The 20000-nt window shown below is 67.8% G+C and carries 18 protein-coding genes; 9 read left to right on the top strand and 9 right to left on the bottom strand.

What is annotated here, in order from left to right; genetic code table 11:
- Positions 1-224 precede the first annotated feature (224 nt).
- Positions 225-2153: a sigma-54-dependent Fis family transcriptional regulator gene (locus METUNV2_RS0114820; protein ID WP_018230253.1), complete on the top strand. Its 1929-nt coding sequence runs from the start codon at positions 225-227 to the stop codon at positions 2151-2153.
- A gap of 149 nt (positions 2154-2302) precedes the next feature.
- On the opposite strand, the gene METUNV2_RS0114815 is transcribed toward METUNV2_RS0114820, so the two are convergent.
- Complete coding sequence (locus METUNV2_RS0114815; protein WP_018230252.1) at positions 2303-3013, bottom strand: FadR/GntR family transcriptional regulator; 711 nt, start codon at positions 3011-3013, stop codon at positions 2303-2305.
- Positions 3014-3122: 109 nt separating this feature from the next.
- On the opposite strand from METUNV2_RS0114815, the gene METUNV2_RS0114810 reads away from it, so the two are divergent.
- The 6 genes from METUNV2_RS0114810 (at position 3123) to ribD (ending at position 8667) form a co-directional block, all read left to right on the top strand.
- A complete protein-coding gene (locus METUNV2_RS0114810; protein ID WP_018230251.1) occupies positions 3123-3884 on the top strand; it encodes a (Fe-S)-binding protein in 762 nt (253 codons plus the stop codon).
- Positions 3881-4546 carry a LutC/YkgG family protein gene (locus METUNV2_RS0114805; protein WP_018230250.1) on the top strand — a complete coding sequence of 222 codons (666 nt, stop codon included), beginning with the start codon at positions 3881-3883 and terminating at the stop codon, positions 4544-4546. The genes METUNV2_RS0114810 and METUNV2_RS0114805 overlap by 4 nt, the downstream gene beginning before the upstream one ends.
- The gene (locus METUNV2_RS0114800) at positions 4543-5997 is read left to right on the top strand and encodes a LutB/LldF family L-lactate oxidation iron-sulfur protein (protein ID WP_018230249.1); all 1455 of its coding nucleotides are present in this window, start codon (positions 4543-4545) and stop codon (positions 5995-5997) included. Before METUNV2_RS0114805 ends, METUNV2_RS0114800 begins: the two co-directional genes overlap by 4 nt.
- 92 nt (positions 5998-6089) lie before the next feature.
- On the top strand, positions 6090-6986 hold the full coding sequence (locus tag METUNV2_RS0114795; protein WP_018230248.1) for a flagellar brake protein: 897 nt from the start codon (positions 6090-6092) through the stop codon (positions 6984-6986).
- Between the two features lie 94 nt (positions 6987-7080).
- On the top strand, positions 7081-7560 hold the full coding sequence (gene nrdR, locus METUNV2_RS0114790; protein ID WP_008061950.1) for a transcriptional regulator NrdR: 480 nt from the start codon (positions 7081-7083) through the stop codon (positions 7558-7560).
- Complete coding sequence (ribD, locus tag METUNV2_RS0114785) at positions 7561-8667, top strand: bifunctional diaminohydroxyphosphoribosylaminopyrimidine deaminase/5-amino-6-(5-phosphoribosylamino)uracil reductase RibD (protein ID WP_018230247.1); 1107 nt, start codon at positions 7561-7563, stop codon at positions 8665-8667.
- Between the two features lie 39 nt (positions 8668-8706).
- Here the strand turns inward: ribD and METUNV2_RS0114780 are convergent, their stop codons facing one another.
- Complete coding sequence (locus tag METUNV2_RS0114780; protein ID WP_018230246.1) at positions 8707-10212, bottom strand: DegQ family serine endoprotease; 1506 nt, start codon at positions 10210-10212, stop codon at positions 8707-8709.
- A gap of 330 nt (positions 10213-10542) precedes the next feature.
- On the opposite strand from METUNV2_RS0114780, the gene folE reads away from it, so the two are divergent.
- Entirely contained in the window at positions 10543-11154 is a 612-nt protein-coding gene (folE, locus tag METUNV2_RS0114770) for a GTP cyclohydrolase I FolE (RefSeq protein WP_018230244.1), read from the top strand.
- Between the two features lie 557 nt (positions 11155-11711).
- Positions 11712-12848, top strand: a complete 1137-nt coding sequence (locus METUNV2_RS0114765; protein WP_018230243.1) for a porin — start codon at positions 11712-11714, stop codon at positions 12846-12848.
- A gap of 380 nt (positions 12849-13228) precedes the next feature.
- On the opposite strand, the gene METUNV2_RS0114760 is transcribed toward METUNV2_RS0114765, so the two are convergent.
- Genes METUNV2_RS0114760 through METUNV2_RS0114730 form a run of 7 tightly spaced genes read right to left on the bottom strand, consistent with a single transcriptional unit; the run spans position 13229 to position 19999 of the window.
- Entirely contained in the window at positions 13229-14554 is a 1326-nt protein-coding gene (locus tag METUNV2_RS0114760) for an adenylate/guanylate cyclase domain-containing protein (protein WP_051081936.1), read from the bottom strand.
- Positions 14551-15264 (bottom strand): type II secretion system protein, encoded by a 714-nt coding sequence (locus METUNV2_RS0114755; RefSeq protein ID WP_018230241.1) that lies wholly within the window; start codon positions 15262-15264, stop codon positions 14551-14553. The genes METUNV2_RS0114760 and METUNV2_RS0114755 overlap by 4 nt, the downstream gene beginning before the upstream one ends.
- Positions 15265-15266: 2 nt before the next feature.
- Positions 15267-16199 (bottom strand): hypothetical protein, encoded by a 933-nt coding sequence (locus METUNV2_RS0114750; protein WP_018230240.1) that lies wholly within the window; start codon positions 16197-16199, stop codon positions 15267-15269.
- Positions 16196-16657: a hypothetical protein gene (locus tag METUNV2_RS0114745; RefSeq protein ID WP_018230239.1), complete on the bottom strand. Its 462-nt coding sequence runs from the start codon at positions 16655-16657 to the stop codon at positions 16196-16198. Before METUNV2_RS0114745 ends, METUNV2_RS0114750 begins: the two co-directional genes overlap by 4 nt.
- On the bottom strand, positions 16654-17256 hold the full coding sequence (locus METUNV2_RS0114740; RefSeq protein WP_018230238.1) for a hypothetical protein: 603 nt from the start codon (positions 17254-17256) through the stop codon (positions 16654-16656). Before METUNV2_RS0114740 ends, METUNV2_RS0114745 begins: the two co-directional genes overlap by 4 nt.
- Complete coding sequence (locus METUNV2_RS0114735) at positions 17253-18797, bottom strand: hypothetical protein (RefSeq protein ID WP_018230237.1); 1545 nt, start codon at positions 18795-18797, stop codon at positions 17253-17255. The genes METUNV2_RS0114740 and METUNV2_RS0114735 overlap by 4 nt, the downstream gene beginning before the upstream one ends.
- Positions 18797-19999 (bottom strand): type II secretion system F family protein, encoded by a 1203-nt coding sequence (locus tag METUNV2_RS0114730; protein ID WP_018230236.1) that lies wholly within the window; start codon positions 19997-19999, stop codon positions 18797-18799. Before METUNV2_RS0114730 ends, METUNV2_RS0114735 begins: the two co-directional genes overlap by 1 nt.
- Between the last annotated feature and the right edge of the window lies 1 nt (position 20000).

Here is a 20000-nt window from a genome sequence, read left to right as displayed (position 1 = left end):
GTTGCGCTGCAGCGACTGCGCTTCCTCATCCCGGGACAGTGAGATGGCGTCTCACTCGAAGTGAGACAAATCCTTGTATTTCATGGGCTTGCGAGGGTGCTTCCGTTGTGCGCCGCAGCAGCGGTTGTGCTTGAAGCGTGTCGAAACGCTCTCCTACACTGTCGCGAAAACAGCCGGTGCACTGCACCCGGCGATGATGTCGTACATACGGAGGAGGAAAGGCCATGCGATTCAGAGATGCGTTTTCGCAGCACATGAGGCAGGTCGGCGCGCTGTCGTCGCCACGCGGCGGCGAATTGCTGGTGCCGGGTCAGGACCGCATCGCCGAGTCCTGGCGACGTTCGATGGAACAGCACCGGGTCGATCCGGAAATGCCTGCTTCGCCGCGCATCCTGAGCGCGGCCGAGGTGCGTGAGCGCTGCGGCCGCATCGAGCCTTTCCTGCAGCTGGCCCGGCTCGGCGTGGGCAAGCTGCACAGCCAGATCAAGGACGCCGGCTACTGCGTGCTGATGACCGACGCCGAAGGCAGCACGGTGGATTTCCGCGGTCAGCCATCCGTCGACCACGAGTTCCGGTCGCGCGGCTTCCGTGTCGGAGCCTGCTGGTCGGAACGCGATGAAGGCACGTGCGGCGTCGGCACCACGCTGATCGACCGCGCGCCCATCCTGGTGCACAAGGGCGAGCACTTCCGTGCCTACAACATCGGCATCACCTGCAGCGCCGCGCCGGTGTTCGGCCCGGACAATGACGTGGTGGCGGTGATCAATGCGTCGGCGCTGGCGTCGCCGGACGACCGGCGCAGCCAGTCGGTGGTGTTCCAGCTGGTGGCGCAGAACGCGCGCTTCATCGAGAACGCCTGGTTCATCGAAGCGAACCGCCACCGCTGGACGGTGCAGATCGCCGGCGTCGGCCGCGGGCTGGACCCGGAGCGCAGCTACCTGCTGGCGCTGGACGAGCGCGGCCGCATCGTGCAGGCCAACTTCCTCGCCCATGTCGAACTGCTGGAATACGCTGGCCCGTTGCCGCGCGCCTTCCACGAGGTGTTCGACCTGAGCGCCGACGAACTGCTGCGCGCCGCGCACGACCGGCCGGGCATGCCGGTGGGGCTGCGCCGCCTGAGCAGCGGCCACGTGCTGTCGGCGGTGGTGCGGGTGCCGGAGCAGCGGCGGCAGCCGCGCCGGGTGGTGCAGGGCCGGCACGATTTCTCGACGCTGGCGGCCGGAGACACCCGCATCGCCAGCGACATCCAGCGCCTGAAGCGCATCGTGAACAGCCGACTGCCCATTCTGCTGCTGGGCGAAACCGGCGCCGGCAAGGAAGCGTTCGCGCACGCCATCCACGCGCAGAGCGAGCGGCGCGACCAGCCCTTCGTCGCGCTGAACTGCGCGGCCATTCCGGAAAACCTGATCGAGAGCGAACTGTTCGGTTACCGCGAGGGCGCGTTCACCGGCGCCAAGGCGAAGGGCGAGGCGGGCAAGATCCAGCTGTCCAGCGGTGGCACCCTGTTCCTGGACGAGATCGGCGACATGCCTCTGCCGCTGCAGACCCGGCTGCTGCGGGTGCTGGCCGAGGGCGAGGTGCTGCGCCTGGGTGGTACCGAGCCGGAGAAGGTGGACCTGAACGTGGTGTGCGCAACCCACCGCGACCTGGAGGCACTGGTGGCCGCCGGCCGCTTCCGCGAAGACCTGTACTACCGGCTCAACGCCGCCACCTTCACGCTGCCGCCACTGCGCGCGCGCAGCGACCGACGCCAGGTGCTGCAGCAGGTGTTCGACGAGGAATGCGCGGCAGCCGGCCGCGACATCGCGCTGCCGGACGAACTGGCCGACGAGCTCATGAGCTACGCTTGGCCGGGCAATATCCGGCAGCTGCGCAACACGCTGCGCTATGCGGTCGCGGTGTGCGAATCGGATGTGCTGTCGCGCCTGCACCTGCCCGACAACCTGCTGCGTGCGCTGGACCAGCCGGCACCGTCGACCGCCGAGCCGCGCAGCGAAGCCGAGGCGGACGAGCGCCGCCGCATCATCGAGGCGATGGAAGCCAGCGGCTGGCGCGCCACCGAAGCGGCCGCGCTGATCGGCATGCCGCGCGCCACCTTCTATCGCCGGCTCAGCCGATACGGCCTGGGGCGCGGGCGCTTTCCGAGCCGCTGACGCAGCGCATCGCGGGCGCAGTCGGGGTCAGAAGACCCCTCCCACAGAATCCGGCTCGGGCCACGAGGCGGGAGTGCTTTTGTGGGAGCGAGCTTGCTCGCGATACGGCTGCTGCAAGCCGCCAGCTTCGATAAGGACCGCCGTCGCGATCAGGGCACCACGCGCGCCGCATCCGACGCCAGCCGTGCCCGCACGAAGTCGATGTGCGCGTACATGGTGTCGCGGGCGCGATCCGGGTCGCGCCCGCGTATCGCCTCCCACAGCGCGAAGTGCTGCTGCCACAGCGCCTCGGCCACCGCCCGGTCGCCATAGCGCAGGCCCGCCTGGTTGTGTGCGATGTGCTCGCGGTGCATGGCCAGCAGATTGGCCTGCAGATAGCCGAACATGCTGTTGTGGGCGGCCGCGGCGATGCTGCCGTGCCACACCGAATCGAGCAGCACCTCCTGTGCCTCGTCATCGTCGCGGCGCGCGCGGCGCAGCCGGTCGATCACGCCGCGCAGCGTGGCGAGGTCGGCGCGGCTGGCGCGTTCCGCCGCGAACTGCGCCGCAGCGCCCTCGAGCACGCGCCGGAATTCCAGCATGTCGCTGCCCAGATGCGGGTGCTCGGCCAGCAGCTGTCGCCAGGGCGACGCCAGCCCGCCGTGCAGCCTTTCGGTTACATACACGCCACTGCCGACCCGGGTGGCGAGCAGACCGCGCGCGGCCAGGCGCTGTATCGCCTCGCGCAGCGTGCCGCGCGACACCCCCAGTTCTTCGGCCAGTGCGCGCTCAGCCGGCAGGCGGGCTCCGGCCGGGTAATGGCCGTCGAGCAGGCGGGCTTCCAGTGCGCGGGTGGCGCGGTCGGCGGCGGAGACAGGCATGGCGGCATCGCTCTGAATTGGTCCGACCAATTTTGCCTGAATGCGGGCGCTCGCGATCATGCGCTCCCATCACGCTGCCCGCCCCGGGTCGCGACCACCGGAGTTCCCGATGCACGCTGTCCGCCCGCCGCGCCCCGATCAGGTCTATCTGTTCGGCACCTGCCTGATCGACCTGTTCGTGCCCGAAGCCGGGCTGGACGCGGTGCGTCTGCTCGAACGCGAAGGGCTCACCGTGCATTACCCGCCGGCCCAGAGCTGCTGCGGCCAGCCGGCCTTTACCAGCGGCAATCCGGACGAGGCGCGGCGGGTGGCGGCGGCGCAGATCGCGCTGTTCGACCAGCCCTGGCCCATTGTCGTGCCCTCGGGCTCCTGCGCCGGCATGATGCGTCACCACTGGCCGACACTGTTCGACGACGATCCGGCGCTGCAGGCGCGCGCGCGCGACGTGGCCGGCCGGGTGCATGAACTGGCCGGCTTTCTGGTCGAGGTGCTGGCGGTCGACTATTCCGCTGCCGGCGGCGAGCCGGTGACCGTGGGCCTGCACACCTCGTGCAGCGCCCGTCGCGAAATGGGTACGCGGGTGCACGGCGTGCAGCTGCTGTCCGCACTGCCCGGCGTCACGCTCGACACCCACGCCAGCGAATCGGAATGCTGCGGCTTTGGCGGCGTGTTCTCGCTCAAGCACGCCGACATTTCCGGCGCCATCGTGCGCGACAAGGTGGCCAGCCTGTCGGCGGTGTGCGACCGTTTCGTGACCGCGGACTGCGGCTGCATGCTCAACATCACGCATGCGGCCGAACACCAGGGCCGGCCCTTGCGGGGCGAACACATCGCCACCTTCCTGCGCCGCCGGCTGGAGGGCGCGGCATGAGCGCCCGTGACCGCATCCTGGCGCGGCTGCGCGCCGCCGAACCCGGTGCGCCGGTCGCCCCGCCGGATGTGGCCGGCTACTACGCGCAGCGTCCGCGGCCGACCCCGGCCGAACGCCTGAACCAGCTGTGTGTGCGGCTGCGTGCGTCGCGCGTCGACGTGAAACTGGCCGGGCCGCACGACTGGGCGCCGGTGGCGGCCGGGGCGCTGCAGCAGCGCGGCGTGCGCCGGCTGGCGCTGGGCACCTGCGCACGCGCGGCCACGCTGGCCGCGGCGCTGCCGGACACGGTCGACACCGTGTGCTTCGACGGCGCGATCGAAGGCTGGAAGCGTGAGCTGTTCGAAACGGTCGACGCCGGCTTCACGCCGGCGTCGGCCGGCATTGCGGCCACCGGCGCACTGCTGCTGAATCACGGCGGTGCGCTGCCGCGTACGCTGTCGCTGGTGCCGCCGGTCAGCCTGGTCTGCATCGACGCGCGCGACCTGTACGACGACCTGCACCACGCCGCCAGCGCGCAGCGCTGGGCCGACGACATGCCGACCAACCGGGTGCTGGTGTCCAGCCCGTCGCGCACCGCCGACATCCAGCAGACGCTGGCCTATGGCGCGCACGGTCCGCGCGAACTGATCGTGCTGGTGATCACCGACGGAGAGACCGCATGAGCGCGCAGCCCCTGCATTTCGTATCGCCGGCACAGTTCCGCGGCCGGGTGAGCGAGGCGCTGGCCGACGACGGCCTGCGCGACAACTTCCGCAGCGCCATGCACTTCCTGCGCGACAAGCGGGCCAGCCAGTTTCCGGACCCGGTAGAAACCGAGGCGCTGCGCGATCTTGGCGAGGCGGTGCGCAAGCACGCGCTGGCCCATCTGCCGGCGCTGCTGGAAAAGCTGGAAGCGAATCTGCAGGCGCGCGGCGTCGAGGTGCACTGGGCGGACACGCCGGACGAGGCCTGCGCCATCATCCACCGCATCGCCACCGAAGCGGGTGCGCGGCGGGTGATCAAGGGCAAGTCCATGGTGAGCGAGGAGGTGGAGCTGAACCACTACCTCGAGGCGCGCGGCGTCGAGTGCCTGGAATCGGACATGGGCGAGTACATCGTGCAGCTGGCCGGCGAGCGGCCGTCGCACATCGTGATGCCGGCCATCCACAAGACGAAGCAGGACATCGCCCGCCTGTTCGAGCAGAAAATCCCGGGTGTCGGCTATACCGAAGATGTCGATGCGCTCATCCACACCGGACGGCAGGTGCTGCGCGAGCGCTTCATGCAGGCCGATATCGGCATTTCCGGCGTCAATTTCGCGATCGCCGAAACCGGCACGCTGTGGCTGGTCGAGAACGAGGGCAACGGGCGTCTGTCGACCACGGTGCCGGACATCCACATCGCGATGATGGGCATCGAGAAGGTGGTCGATACGCTGGAACATGCGCTGCCGCTGGCCAGCCTGCTGCCGCGCTCGGCCACCGGCCAGGCGGCGACCACCTATTTCAACCTGATTTCCGGTCCGCGCCGGCCGGGTGATCAGGACGGGCCCCGCCGCATGCACCTGGTGCTGCTCGACAACGGCCGCAGCCAGGCCTACGCCGATGCCCAGCTGCGCGCGACGCTGCAATGCATACGCTGTGGCGCCTGCATGAACCACTGCCCGGTCTATGCGCGGGTCGGCGGCCATGCCTACGGCACCACCTATCCCGGTCCGATAGGCCAGATCCTGTCGCCGCACCTGCTCGGGCTGGAGGCAAGCCGCGACCTGCCGACCGCCTCCAGCCTGTGCGGCGCCTGTGCCGAGGTGTGTCCGGTGCGCATCCCCATTCCGTCGCTGCTGATGCGGCTGCGCACCGAAGCCAACCGGGCGCCGGGCGCGGCGGTGGCGCAGCCGCTGGCCGGGCAGGGGGCATCGTTCAGCCTCGGTCAGAAACTGGTGTGGCGCTTCTGGAGCGGCATCTACGCCAGCCCTGGCCGCTACCGGCTGTTGCGCTGGGCCGCCACCCGGTTGCGCCGGCTGGCGCCGCGCAGCCAGATGGGCTGGACGCAGCACCGCACGCCGCTGGTGCCGGCCGCACGCAGCCTGCACGATCTGATGAAGGCACGCGCACGCGGGCGGCCGGGTGTGTGAGCGAGGGTCGCGCGGCTGGCGCACCCACATCAAGTTCGGCGTCCGCGGGTCGATATCGCAATGGATATCACACGCTGTACGCGAGGCTTTCGATGATTCCCGTCCGCAAGAATGATGTGGTGCTGGGCAAGCCCCTGCCTTATTCGTTGTACGACCAGAACAACAAGCTGCTGATGAAGGCCGGTGTCGTCGTGCAGACGCAGAACCAGCTGGATGTGCTGAGCGAGCGCGGGCTGTATCGCGACCGGGTGGCCGCCAACATGGCGCGGATGAATGTCCGCGCCGGACAGGATGCCGAGCCGAAGACCTCGCCGGAGAAGGAAGGCATCCTGCTCGATCTGGAAGAGATCCGGATGCAGGTGGGCGACGTACTGCAGTTGCAGGCTGCCGGTGAGGACGGGCAGCGTCACGCGGTAAAGCTGCTCGGTTACGCCCGAGGACGCAGCGTGATGGTGACGCCGCCCATGGTGGATGGGGCTTATGCCATCGTGAAGCAGGATGCCGCCTTCGTCGTGCGCTTTTTCTCCGGCAAGAGCGTGTATGCCTTTCCGGCCCACGTGCTGAAGATGTCCAACACGCCCTTTCCCTATCTGCACCTCAGCTATCCGAAGAAGGTGCGCGGCATGCGGGTACGCCGCGCCCAGCGGGCCGGCGTGAAGCTCATTACCTCGGTGACCGACATGTATGGTGCGCTGTACGCCGGCACCATGCTGGACATCAGCAAGGGCGGCACGCTGCTGGCGGCGAAGGCCGCAATCGGCAGCGTGGGCGACCAGATACTGCTCAAGTTCCGTCTGCAGTTCGACGACATCGACCAGTTCGTGCACGTGCGGGCGGCCATACGTTCAGCGCAGAGGAATCCGGACGCCGACGGCGAGTCGCTGGCTTTCATCCACGGGCTGGAATTCGTTGAGGTGCAGGAATCGGACCGGTTGACGCTGTCCGCCTTCACCTACCAGAAACTGATCGAGGCGAGCGAGGCCGCCTGATCCGGCGTCTGCAAGCCGTCGTATTTCGGGCCGGATGCGGCGCAAGGTGGCATCCCGGCGTAACATTCGCGCCGTCCATGCCCGGAGCGACGCCATGAAATGCCCGTTCTGCAGCTCCCCCGATACCCAGGTGGTCGAAACCCGCGAAAGCGAGGACGGCGACATCATCCGTCGCCGGCGCCGCTGCGCACACTGCGACAAGCGCTTCACCACCTATGAGCGGGTCGAGCTGAAGATGCCGCAGATCGTCAAGAAGGACGGTCGGCGCGCCGACTACGATCGCGAAAAACTGCGTGCCAGCATGATGCTGGCGCTGCGCAAGCGGCCGGTCACCACCGAATCGGTCGATCTGGCAATGGACCGCATCGAGGAGCGCCTGCTCACCATGGGTGTGCGCGAACTGGCGACCGACCGTCTCGGCGAACTGGTGATGCGCGAACTGAAGAAGCTGGACAAGATCGGCTACATCCGCTTCGCCAGCGTCTATCGCAATTTCGAGGACGTCGATGAATTTTCCGAAGTGGTGCGCGAAGTGACCAAGCCGCCGCGCGCAACCCGCAAGACCGGAGGCTGAATGGCGCCCGATGTTGCGCTGGACGCGCGCTTCATGGCGCGTGCGCTGAAACTGGCCGCACGCGGACTGTGGACCACGTCTCCGAATCCGCGTGTGGGCTGCGTGCTGGTGAAGGACGGCCGCATCGTCGGCGAAGGCTGGCATGAGCGGGCCGGCGAGCCGCATGCCGAAGTGCATGCGCTGCGCGCCGCCGGCGATTCGGCCCGTGGCGCCACCGCCTACGTGACGCTGGAACCGTGCAGCCACCATGGCCGCACGCCGCCCTGCGCCGACGCGCTGGTGGCCGCGGGCGTCGCCCGCGTGGTCGCCGCGATGCAGGACCCGAATCCGCTGGTCGCCGGCAACGGTCTGGCGCGGCTGCGCGCAGCCGGTATCGCCACCGACTGTGGCGTACTGGAGAACGAGGCGCGCGAACTGAATATCGGTTTCGTGTCGCGCATGACCCGCGGCAGGCCCTGGGTGCGGCTGAAGACCGCCTCCACGCTGGACGGCGTGACCGCGCTGGAAAACGGGGTGAGCCAGTGGATCACCGGCCCGGCTGCGCGGCGCGACGGTCACCGCTGGCGGGCACGTGCCTGTGCGGTGCTGTCCGGCATCGGTACGGTGATGGAGGATGACCCCAGCCTGACCGTGCGCGAGGTCGACACGCCGCGTCAGCCGCTGCGCATCATCGTCGACGCGCGGCTTCAGCTCACGCCGCAGGCGAAGCTGTTCGCTGACATCGAGCGTTCGCCGCTGCTGGTGGTGTGCGCGTCGGACGACACGCCGAAGGCCCGGGCGCTGCGCGACGCCGGCGCCGAACTGCTGGTGCTGCCGAACGAAGGTGGCAAGGTGGATCTGCCGGCCATGTTCCAGGCGCTGGGCGCGCGTGGTCTCAACGAGGTGCATGCCGAATCCGGCCACAAGCTGAACGGCTCGCTGATGCGCGAAGGCTGTGTCGACGAACTGCTGATGTATCTGGCGCCCACTGTGCTCGGTCGCGGCATGGGGCTGTTCAATCTCGGCCCCTTCGACACGCTGGCTCAGCGTATCGATCTCGATATCCACGACCTGCGTGCGGTGGGCAAGGACTGGCGGGTACTGGCCCGGCCGCGGCAGGCCGCCTGAGCGCGGTTCCTGCCGGCGGCCGGAAGGGCAGGCTGACGATCAGCCTATCCGGATCGGTACGAACAGCCGGTTGTCGCCGCGCTGTATCAGCAGCGCCACCCGGCCCTTGGCCTTTTCCACCAGTCGCGCAAGTTCTTCGGCGCTGCCGACCGGCTGACCGTTGACCGCGAGGATCGCGTCACCGGGCTGTATGCCGGCCTGGGCCGCTGCGCCGCCGGCGTCGGCCACCACAACGCCGCGATTCACCCCCAGCTGCTGCGCTTCGGCACCGGTCAGCGGGCGCACCGCCAGGCCGAGACGGTCACGCAGCGGGCTGCTGTCACGGTTGCCTTCACCCTGGGCCACCAGTTCGTTGTCCGACTGTTCGCCCAGCGTGGCGCTCAGTTCGCGTTCTGCGCCCTGACGCCACACTTTCATTTTCACCGCCTTGCCCGGGGCGAGATTGCCGATCACCTTGGGCAGGTCGAAGGAATCGGACACCTCGCGGCCGTCGACCGACAGGATGACGTCGCCGGCTTGCAGGCCGGCCTTGTCCGCCGGACCGCCCTGTTCGATATTGGCCACCAGTGCACCGCGGGCGCGGTCCAGCCCGAAGCTGTCCGCCAGTTCGCGGTTGATCGGCTGGATGCTCACGCCCAGGCGCGCATGTTTGGCGCGACCGTACAGCTTGATCTGGTCCGCCACCCGCATCGCGACATCGATCGGGATGGCGAACGACAAGCCCATGAAGCCGCCGGTGCGCGAATAGATCTGCGAATTGATGCCGATCACCTCGCCATTGAGGTTGAACAGCGGGCCGCCGGAATTGCCCGGGTTGATCGCCACGTCGGTCTGGATGAAGGGCACCAGCGATTCGTCCGGCAGCGCGCGCGACTTGGCGCTGACGATGCCGGCGGTCACCGTGTTTTCGAAGCCGAAAGGCGCGCCGATGGCGGCCACCCATTCGCCGACCCGGGTGGTTTCCGCATTGCCCAGCTTCACCGCCGGCAGGTTTTTCGCTTCGATCTTGATCAGCGCTACGTCGGTGCGCTTGTCGCTGCCGATCACCTTGGCCTTGTACTCGCGTTTGTCGGTGAATTTCACCGTCACTTCGGCCGCTTCGGCGACCACGTGCGCATTGGTCAGGATGTAGCCATCCGGGCTGATGACAAAGCCTGAGCCGATGCCGCGCGGGGCCGGTGCCTCACCGCCGCTGCCCCGTTGCGGGTTCTGCGGCACCGGAATGCCGAAGCGGCGGAAGAATTCGAACATCGGGTCATTCGGATTCATTGCCGCGCGCTGGGGCACCTTGCCGACCACGCTGATATTCACCACCGAGGGCGAGGTCTGTTCGACCAGGGTGCTGAAATCGGGCAGGCCGCTCACCAGCGGTGCCGTGGCCGGTGCGGTCACGGTCGGTGCCGCCTGGGCGACCTGGGTGGCCGGCTTGGACTGGGGCGCCGCTTCGGCGGAGCGCAGCCAGTCCACTGTCGTCGCGGTTGCGCCGAGGCCGAACGCGGTGGCGGTCAGCGCTGCGAGAGCGGTACGAGACAGCTTGATCTTCATCGGATGTCCTCTCCTGACGTGTGTTTGTACGCCTGACGCTATGGTTGAACCGCCGGCGCAATCTGTGGGCGAACGATGGAGCGGGCCGGTCTGAACGCTGTTCCGGCCTCTTGCATCCGGAAACAATCGCTGCGCGCCGGGCCTTGGATACTCAACAACGGTGTGCTCAATCTGGGGAGCAAAAACGCCATATCAAGGGTCACAGTCTGCTCAAGCCTCTTGAAAAGCGCGCGACCCGCCGCCACCATGAATGGTCCGGTCCGCTCCATGCGCACGCTGGGGGGACAAGAGCCGCCCGCCGACCTCCATATATATAAGTACAGGAAGAACATGAAGAGCACAGACACCGCGCGTCCGACCCGTGAAGAAGCCGAGGCGGCCGTCCGCACCCTGATCCGCTGGACCGGCGACGATCCTGCGCGCGAGGGCCTGCTCGATACGCCCAAGCGGGTGGTCAAGGCCTACGAGGAATTCTTTGCCGGCTATGCCGAAGATCCGCGCGAAGTGCTGTCGCGCACCTTCGAGGAAGTCGAGGGTTACGACGAAGTGATCGCGCTGACCGGCATCCGCTTCGAAAGCCACTGCGAACACCATATGGTGCCTATCATCGGTACCGCCCACGTCGCCTATCTGCCGGACCGCCGTGTGGTCGGCATTTCCAAGCTGGCTCGCCTGGTCGAAGTGTTCGCCAAGCGCCTGCAGATCCAGGAAAAGATGACGGTGCAGGTGGCCGACGCACTGTATGAGGTGCTGCAGCCGCGTGGCGTGGCGGTCGTGATCGAAGCCGCCCACGAGTGCATGACCACGCGTGGCGTGCACAAGCCGGGTGTGGCCATGGTGACCAGCCGCATGCTGGGCGCCTTCCGCGAGGATGCCCGCACCCGCCGCGAATTCTTCGACCTGATCGGTCGTTCAGGTGGCAGTGGCAGCTGCGGCGTCTGATTTCGCGACTGCAGCGGTTGCGAACACAAAAGCCCGGACCGGTTCCGGGCTTTTTTGCATCTGCAGCCATCGCGGGGGCTCCTACAAAGTCCGTACATCGGCTTTCCGCTTCTGCATGCTCTGCAAAAGCGATGCGGCCGCAGAGCGCCCGCGTGATCGCACCGGATCCGGGATGCCGCTGGGCGTGACGGTCCGCCCAGGGGCCGGTATTTCCACGACAACGGCGATGCGGAAGAGGGCGGGGGGCGTGAGCCTCTTCGGCCCTGTCGAGGTCGCCAGAGCGGGCCGACGCCATTCCGCGCGATGCAGGGGCGCACTGCCGCTCTGGCATTTCCGGACTCCGGGCGCCTGTTGCGCAAAAACCACAAGACCGCGGTCGCCCGGCTACGTAATTTGACGCATGGCTTGCGGCAGACTTTGCTGCTTCGGTACAGTCCGGCACACCTTCTGAAGCTCGAAGGTGTGTAGCCCGGCAGTCCAGTGGCCATGAAGATCAATAGCTTCATGGCCAAATACGATCCGGGCACCCACTATCATCGCAAGAGGAGATTTGCGTAATGTCCAAGAAACTGCTTGCTGCTGCCATCGCCGCAGCGCTCGCCCCGGCCGCCGTGATGGCCGAAGCTTCCAACGTGACCATCTACGGTCGTATCGACTACGGCTTCATGTCGCGTGGTGGTGACAACGGCGGTGCCTCGCAGGCTACCCGCGTTGGTCGCCTGAACGACTTCGAAGACGGCATCGGCGGCACCAACCGCTTCGGTTTCCGCGGCAACGAAGACCTGGGTAACGGTCTGAAGGCCATCTACGAATTCGAATTCGGTTTCTCCGGCGACAGCGGCACCTCGTTCGGCACCACCACCAACCGTCACAGCTGGGTCGGTCTGGAAGGCTCCTTCGGTACCGTGCTCGGTGGCCGTGTTGATGGCGCCCGCTACTCCTTCGTCGGTCAGTACGACCCGTTCAAGAACCAGACCGTTGGCAACGCCGGTTCGCTGTTCGGCAAGACCTCGGGTCTCGGTCAGGCTGACCGTGCTGACAACGCCATCGTGTACATCACCCCGGAACTGGCCCCCGGCCTGAAGTTCCTGGCTGCCTACACCACGTCGCTGCTGTCGGAAGCCGGTTCGTCGGCCAAGAACACCCAAGCCATCGACATCGGTGACACCCCGCTGTACGCGATCGCCGCTCTGTACAACAACGGCCCGCTGAGCGTCACCCTCGACTACGAAAACCTGCAGATCAAGAAGAGCGGCCTTGGTGCCAGCGACCTCGAGTTCGATCTGTACGTCGCTGGCGCAAGCTACGACTTCGGCGTGGTCAAGCTGTCGGCTTACTACGAAAAGACTCAGGGCGACGACGCTCAGTCGAAGCTGCGCTCGGACGGCGACGGCTGGCTGATCGGCCTGTCGGCTCCGGTTACCTCGGCGATCACCCTGAAGGCTTCGTACGTCAAGGCTAACGACGACCGTGCCGCTCAGAGCGATTGCTCGAAGTGGGCCCTCGGCGGCGAATACGCGTTCTCGAAGCGCACCACCGCCTACGCTGGCTACGCCAAGATCGACAACGACCGCAACGCATCTTGCTCGATCTCGAAGAACGCCTCGGGTACCTCGGGTACCTCGACCGGTGGTTCGAACGGCAACGGCTACGGCGATTCCGGCTTCAACGTCGGTCTGGCCCACACCTTCTAATCGGTTTCCGATCAGAAAGTCGTGCTCAAACGGGCGCCTTCGGGCGCCCGTTTTTCATTTCAGGCGCCGGATTCGACAGAGTGCTTCGCTTTCGCCGACGGCTCATCGCGCTGGACGCAGCTGAAGGCGATCGACACCTCACGCCCTCCTGCTTGCTGAAGGCGGATCAGACTTTCCGGACGGTCGAGGGCAGTGCGGTGCGGCTAAATCCGCCCGAGTGACCTGCTGGCCTCCTCATGCTGATGAGCGGGGATAGCCGAACGGGGAAGGCGCGCGATGCGGCTGTCGCCCGGAGGGATGGCGAACGGTACGGTGGGGGCGGGTTCGCGCAGGACGAAGCGCCACGGTGAGCCGCAGCGCTGGTGGAGGACCGGGCGTGCTCAGTCGAGCACGATGTCCAGATCGGTGGTGCTGATGACCTCCTCCTCCGCACGGTGTCCGATCAGGCGGTACACCACGGTATCGCCCTTGCCCTTCAGATAGAGCGTCTGCGGCGGGTGGAAGTCGTAGCGGCTGCGCAGCCTGAGATAGGTGGCGGTGTCGACCTGCACCATGCCGGGCACGCCTTCGGTGGTGATGCGGCTGGCCAGATTGACGGTATCGCCCCACAGGTCGTAGATGAATTTCTTCTTGCCGACCACACCGGCCACGACCGGACCGGTGCCGACGCCGATGCGCAGATCCAGCAGCACACCGGTGCCGGTGGTTTGATTGCGTAGCCAGTCACGCATTTCCAGTGCCAGATCCGCGATGGCGGCGGTGTAGTCGGCGTTGTCCGAGTTCAGTCCGCCAGCCACCATATAGGCGTCGCCGATGGTCTTGATCTTCTCCAGCCCGCGCGCTTCCGCCTGTTCGTCGAAGCGCGAGAACACGCGGTTCAGCATCGAGAACACCTGTGCCGGCGTCATGCCGGCGGCAACCTGGGTGAAATTGACGATGTCGGCGAACATGACGCTCACGTCGGCGAAACCGTCGGCGATGTTCTTCTCGTTTTCCTTGAGTCGACGTGCGACCGGGCCGGGCAGGATGTTCAGCAGAAGCCGTTCCGACAACGCCTGTTCCTGTTCCAGCAGCGCGTGTGCCTCGGCCAGGCGGCGGGCGATGATCTGTTTCTGTTCGATCGCGAAGCGCAGCAGCATGAATACGATGCTGGATACGGCCAGGAAGTTGAGCGCGAAAAACACCACGCTGGTTTCCACCGGCACCAGTGCGTTACGGTAGGTTGCGGCGTCCGCCAGGTAGTAGTCGAAGAAGCCGGTCAGTGCCACCAGGAAGGCGTAGGCGAAGAACCAGGCCAGCGATTCGCGCGCGCCGATGCACAGGATGGCACCGATCGGCGCCAGCAGACCCCACAGCAGGATGCCGCTGGCGGTGATGAAGTTGCCGATGGCCCATTGCGCGGCGAAGGGCGCGAACAGAAACAGCCCGAGCTGGGTTGCGCGGAAGCTTCCGAAATTGCCGCGGTACAGGAAAACCGCCAGATTGCCCGCCAGCAGCAGCTGATAGACGAAGGGCAGCGTGGCAGACAGCTGCGGTCCCAGGCTCCAGTAGACCGCCAGCCACAGCGTCGAGGCCACGCATACCAGACCGGTCGCCAGCACCAGCAGGGACTTGTTCAGCCGTTCGTCCGCGCTGTCTTCTGGCCGGATGCCGCCGCTGCGCAGACGGGCGAGCAATGAAGCGGGGGCAGGAGTCGGGGGGGTCATGGCAGCTGTCCTGCGGTGATCATGCGGCCGAACAGCACGAAGCGCGACTCCCATTCCACCATGTCGTCGAACTCGCCACCGGGCGTGGCGCTGCTGGTGCTGCCTTCGCGCGCGTAAAGGCGGCGCGGTGCGGAGCCATCCGGCTGCGAGCTGTTGGCGTCCTCGTCACTGTTGGTGGCCGAGTCGTCGGCCACCACGGTGCCGGCTGAGGTGGTCGCGCCGCGGCCATTCTCGCCGTGCGACCACAGCGCGAAGGCGACTGCCGTGGTGGTTGCTGCATTGAATTCGCTGCCTGCAGCATCCCTCAGCAGGATCTGGATGTCGCCCGCGCTGTCCAGCCGGATGCGGTCGGCGGGTGCCTTCACCAGCGCTGGCGACACCATGTAGCCGATGCGGTTGCCCCAGCCGTCGAGCCCGCGCACGCCCAGCGTGGTCCAGGGCAGCAGGCCGCGGCTGGTTGCGCAGCTGCCGCCGCTGCGGCTCTGTTCCAGACCGTCGGCGCTGGATGCGGCCGGGCAGGGTAGCGAGCGGTTGGCCACTGCGTAGGCGGTCACTGCTTCGCGTGCTGCCTGCAGCGCTTCGCGGGTTTCGGCGATGCGGGTGCGCAGCATGGCCATCTGCAGCGCGCCGATGGCGCCGATGCTGAGCAGCGCGATGATGGTGAGCGCTACCGCGATTTCGACCAGCGTGAATCCTCGATGCTTTTTCATGTTCAGGAACAGGGCAGGGCGCAGTCGGGCAGTACGGCCAGTGTGCGCGCGATGATGCGACCGTCGATCAGGGCGATGCGCGCGTCGCTGCCCAGCATGCACAGGCGGCTGCACCACTGGTTGCGCGCCCACCATTCGGCCACCGGCGTGCCGTCGGCGTTGCGGGTACCGTCGTCAGGCATGGTCTGCGGTCGCAGCTCGGCCAGTACACGGGTGCTGGCGGTGGCGAACAGGCGGGGCGTGTCGAGTGCGATCACCCGGTCGTTGAAGTTGGCGTCCGGCAGCAGGCTGACCGCGTTCAGGCCGCTGGTGTGCGGCCGGTCGCTGCCAGCGACCGTCACGTCTTCCAGAAACTGGCCGATGTTGCCGCCCCGGCAGCCGGACACCGGGTCGGCCGCCCCGCGCAGCTGGCCGCCCAGCGCGTAGCCTGGTGCGAACACCGCGGCCGCCAGCAGGCGTCCGCTCGGCCCGGTGCTGCCGACCTCGACGATTTCGCCCGGCGTGGCCGGATTCAGCGCCGGCCGGTCCGGCGACGTTCCGCGGGTGCTGGTCTGTATGTTGTTGCTGTAGGTCGGGCTGCGCGCATACCACAGACATTCGCCGCTGCCGTCGCGGGTCTGTCCCAGACCCAGGGTACGCCAGGGCAGACGCCCGACGTGACCGGCGCAGCTGAAATCGGCCGCGCCGTCGTTGTCGAGATCCGGGCAGGGCAGGGCGCCCGGTGAATTGGCCTGACTGCCCTCGCTGTTGCCCAATGCGGCGAAGCCGACCAGCGCGTCGCGGGCGCGCGCCAGCGCGCGTTCGGTGGCCAGCGTTTCGGCGAGCCCGGGGGGCGCCGACAGCGCACGGCTCAGTGTGGTGAGCGCGAGCAGCCCGAGCAGCACCACGGCGAGGATGAGGGCGGCGCCCCGCTGCTGCTGTGGCGGGCGTTTCACCGCGACCGCCCCGGGCGGATGTCGATGACCGGGCCTTCGGCACTGGCGTGGCCGCCTTCCGAAATGGCGGCGCGCTCGCCCGGCTTCAGGCGAAGCGGCCGTCCGTCCGCGCCCTGGAGCTGCAGCACGCCATGCTCGGCGCGGCCCGGGAGGCGGGCCAGTGCATCAGCGTCGGCAGCCGCACCATTGATGAACCAGGTGCCGCGGCCGGACGAGCGGGTCACCACGCCATCCAGCTTCAGCGCGCCCACGGTGCGCGGAATGTCGTGCTCAGCGACGGCCGCATTGCGGCGTGCGTCCAGCCGGCTGCGCTCCTCTTCGCTGTAGAACAGACGGCCCAGCGCTGCGCGCGGAGCCGCTGCATTGGCCACGGGTGACGCGGATAGGTCCGCCGGCGTCTGTGCGCCAGCTCCGGCGCCGGTCAGGCAGAGCGCACAGGTGAGGGCGAGCCGCTTCATGTCGCGTCTCCATTGCGCGGGCGGAAGGTGATCCAGTCGAGCAGGCAGTCTGCGGCCAGCTGTTCACCACCGGGCGCCGCAGAGGCGGCGCGGCTCACCGTGCATTCGCGCACTCGCACGATGGCCGGCGCGGAGCGGACCAGATCGTCCAGCAGGCCGAGCAGCTGGCCTTCGTGCAGCAGCGGCATGCGGATGCGCAGCGCGCTGCTGGTTGCTTCCAGCTGGCCGGTGTCTGCCGGTGCCAGCGCAGGGTCCAGCGGGCGCTGCGGCGAAAATTCGTAATCGACCGCGCCCAGGCCGTGGCGTGCACGCGCGTCGCGTATCAGTTCGACCCAGGCCAGGCGCTGTTCCGGCCCGACCGCGCCGCGCTCGACCAGATGGCGGAAGCGATCGATCTTGGCGGCGATTTCGGCTTCTTCCGCGCGGGCCGCCGACAGCGCGCGCTGCGCTGTGTCGCGGCCAGCCTGGGCCCGGGCGTGCGACTGCCGCACTTCGGTCGACAGTTCGTTGCTGGCCCAGATGGCCGCACCGCCGGCCAGTACCATGGCCAGCGCGAGCAGTGCGCTGCCGCTGGCCTTGCGCAGGTCTTCACGCTTCATGACGGATTTACCGTGCGGCTGATGCGCAGCGAGAACGGTGGCGGGCTGCCGGCGTCGAGCTGTTCGGCACGGGTGCCGCCACGCAGCACCTGACCGGATTCCAGATCGAAGGGCTGGCGCAGCACCTGCACCTGCACGCCCGGGCGGGCACGCAGCAGCACGCCCAGCGTGTCCACCACTTCCAGCGCGCGCCGCTGCTGGCTGCCGAATTCCTGGGGCAGATGGGCCTGCACCACCAGATCGGCCCGCATGTTTCCGCCGGCGGTCATCCCGTTTCCGTTGCTTGTGCCGCTGCCGCCACTGTCGCTCACCATGCGCCATTCCAGCCGGTCCAGCGCCACCTGCGGCATCTGTTCCAGTACCTGACCGAGATCAGTCAGCAGCGTGGCAGGGTGGGCGCTGCGCTGTTCGATCTGCAGACTGCGTTCGTGCACCGCGCGCAGCGTGTCCAGCGGCACCGGCGTCGGCGGCAGCCGCTGGATGATGTCCTGGCGCTGGCGCTGGGCGCGCAGCGTATCGTCGGCCAGACGTTGCGTGTCCTGCCGAAGTTCGAGGCTGTCGAGCGCACTGTGGGTGGCGTACAGCAGGCACGCGGCCAGGGCCACCGAACCTGCGGCGCGCAGCGCGAAACGGGTAAGCCAGATGCGGTGGAAGCGCCGTTCGGTGGCGGGCGCGAACTGTTCGGCCGGTGTGCGCCGCATCAGCGCCTGCACGAACAGCGTTTCGCTGTCGGCGTCCGGCGGTGCCGGGCGCAGGCCAAGACGGGCGGCCGCCAGGCTGCTGTCTATCAGTTCGAAGCGCAGCGCGTCGTTCGAACGGCAGGCGAGCGCGAAATCGTCCACCCGTGCCGGCGGTACCAGCACCCGTACCGTGAGCGGCTCGCTGCGCGAAATCAGACGCTGGCCGAGCAGATAGGGATGCAGCCGGCGCGCCTCTTCGGCGCAGGCGCGCGGCAGGTCGTTGCTGGACAGCGCAGTCAGCGGTGTCAGGCGCGAGAAGCGCAGCCGGCCGCCCTCGAAGAAGCTCTGCCGCACGCCGGCCGGGCTGATGCCCAGCAGCAGGGTCTGGCCTTCGGTCAGACGCAGGCGTTCGAGTATGGTTTCGCCGGCCAGCGGCAGGCTGTGGATGCCGCTCAGCGCAACCTCGGCACCGCGCAGCGCGCTCAGCCAGGGTTCCAGCACCGCCGGTCGGGTCAGTGCGCAGAACAGCAGCTGTTCGTCGCGCCGGCCGGTGCGCTGGCGGCCCAGCGAGCGGGCGCAGGTGTAGGGCGTGCCGAAGAAATGCTGCGCGAGCTTGCGACGTATCAGTGCCGCCCGGTCGGCGCCGCTCACATGCGGCACGCTTTCCGCGACGAAGGCTTCGTCCACCAGATCGCACAGCATCAGGTAGAGGCTGTCGCGGCGCTGGCGCAGGAATTCACCGAACTGCGCGTGGCCGTCGGCGTCGTTGGCGAAACGTGCGCGCAGCGTCACCTCGCCGGCGCGCCATCCATAGGCGGCCAGGTGGGTGGCGTCGACATAGAGCACGTGGCGGCGCGGCATCAGATCCTCAGCTTGGTCAGCATGTCGTACACCGGGCCGAGCACCGCGAAGGCCACGCTCATCAGCAGCAGGCCGAGCACCAGCGTGAGCGCCGGCTCCATCGCGGTCTGCGCGCGCGCGATCGATTCGCGCACATCACGGGTGTAGAAATAGGACACCTCGCGCAGCGCGCGGTCGAGGGCACCGGTGCTTTCGCCGACCCGCAGCATGCGCACCACCAGCGGCGGGAACAGGCCGACGCTCTGGAAGGCGGCGGTCACGTTCTGGCCCTGGCCGATCAGCAGGCCGGCACGCATCAGCGCGTCGCGTACCGCCGCGTTGCCGACCACGTCTTCCGAGGTGCGCACCGCGTCGATGATGGGAATGCCGGCGCCGTACATCATTGCGAACATGCTGGCGAAGCGCGACAGCACCACCTTGTGCAGGATGGGCCCGATCACCGGCAGGTTGAGCTTGATCCAGTCCAGGCGCTGGCGCAGCGCCGGGTTCACGCGCAGAGCCGTCGCCAGGCCGATGACCGCAGCCAGCACCAGCACGATGAGCGCCGGCCACCAGGCCTGAAGGAATTCGGAGGTGCCCATCAGGATGCGGGTCTGCAGCGGCAGTTCCAGCCCGGTGTTGCGGAAGAAGCGGGCGAGGTCGGGCACCACCACCAGCATGAGCACTGCGATCACGAACAGCAGGAAGGTGCCGACGATGGCCGGATAGGTGAGCAGGCGGCGCGTCTGCGACACCAGTTCGTCCTCCCACTTGAAGGCCTCGACCTGTTCGCGCAGCACCTCCGGCAGGTTGCCGGTCAGTTCGCCGGCGCGCACCAGCGCGCAGAACACCTTGCTGAACGCGGCCGGGTGTTCCGCCATGGCCTGCGACAGCGAACGGCCGCCCTCGATGCTTTCGACCAGCGAGGCGACGATTTCGCGCATGCGCGGGTGTTCGGTCGAATCGCGCAGGTCGGTCAGCGCCTCGATCAGCGGCACGCCTGAGCGCACCAGCTGTTCCAGATGGAAACTGAAATTGATCAGTTCGATGCGCGGCAGGCTGTGGCCGAACAGCGGCTGCGCGTGCTTCATCGGCTGGCCGTTGATGAAGTCCAGCTGCATGCGCTTCAGGCGCATCTCGAGGTCGACCAGATTGGCCGCGTCCATGCGGCCGAACACCATGCGGCCCTGCGCGTTCATCGCCTTGTACGAAAAGATGGCCACC

The organism is Methyloversatilis universalis EHg5, from assembly GCF_000378945.1.
Classification (GTDB): domain Bacteria; phylum Pseudomonadota; class Gammaproteobacteria; order Burkholderiales; family Rhodocyclaceae; genus Methyloversatilis; species Methyloversatilis universalis_A.
The sequence above is the reverse complement of the archived record's forward strand: the minus strand, read 5'-3'. Positions and strand labels throughout refer to the sequence as shown.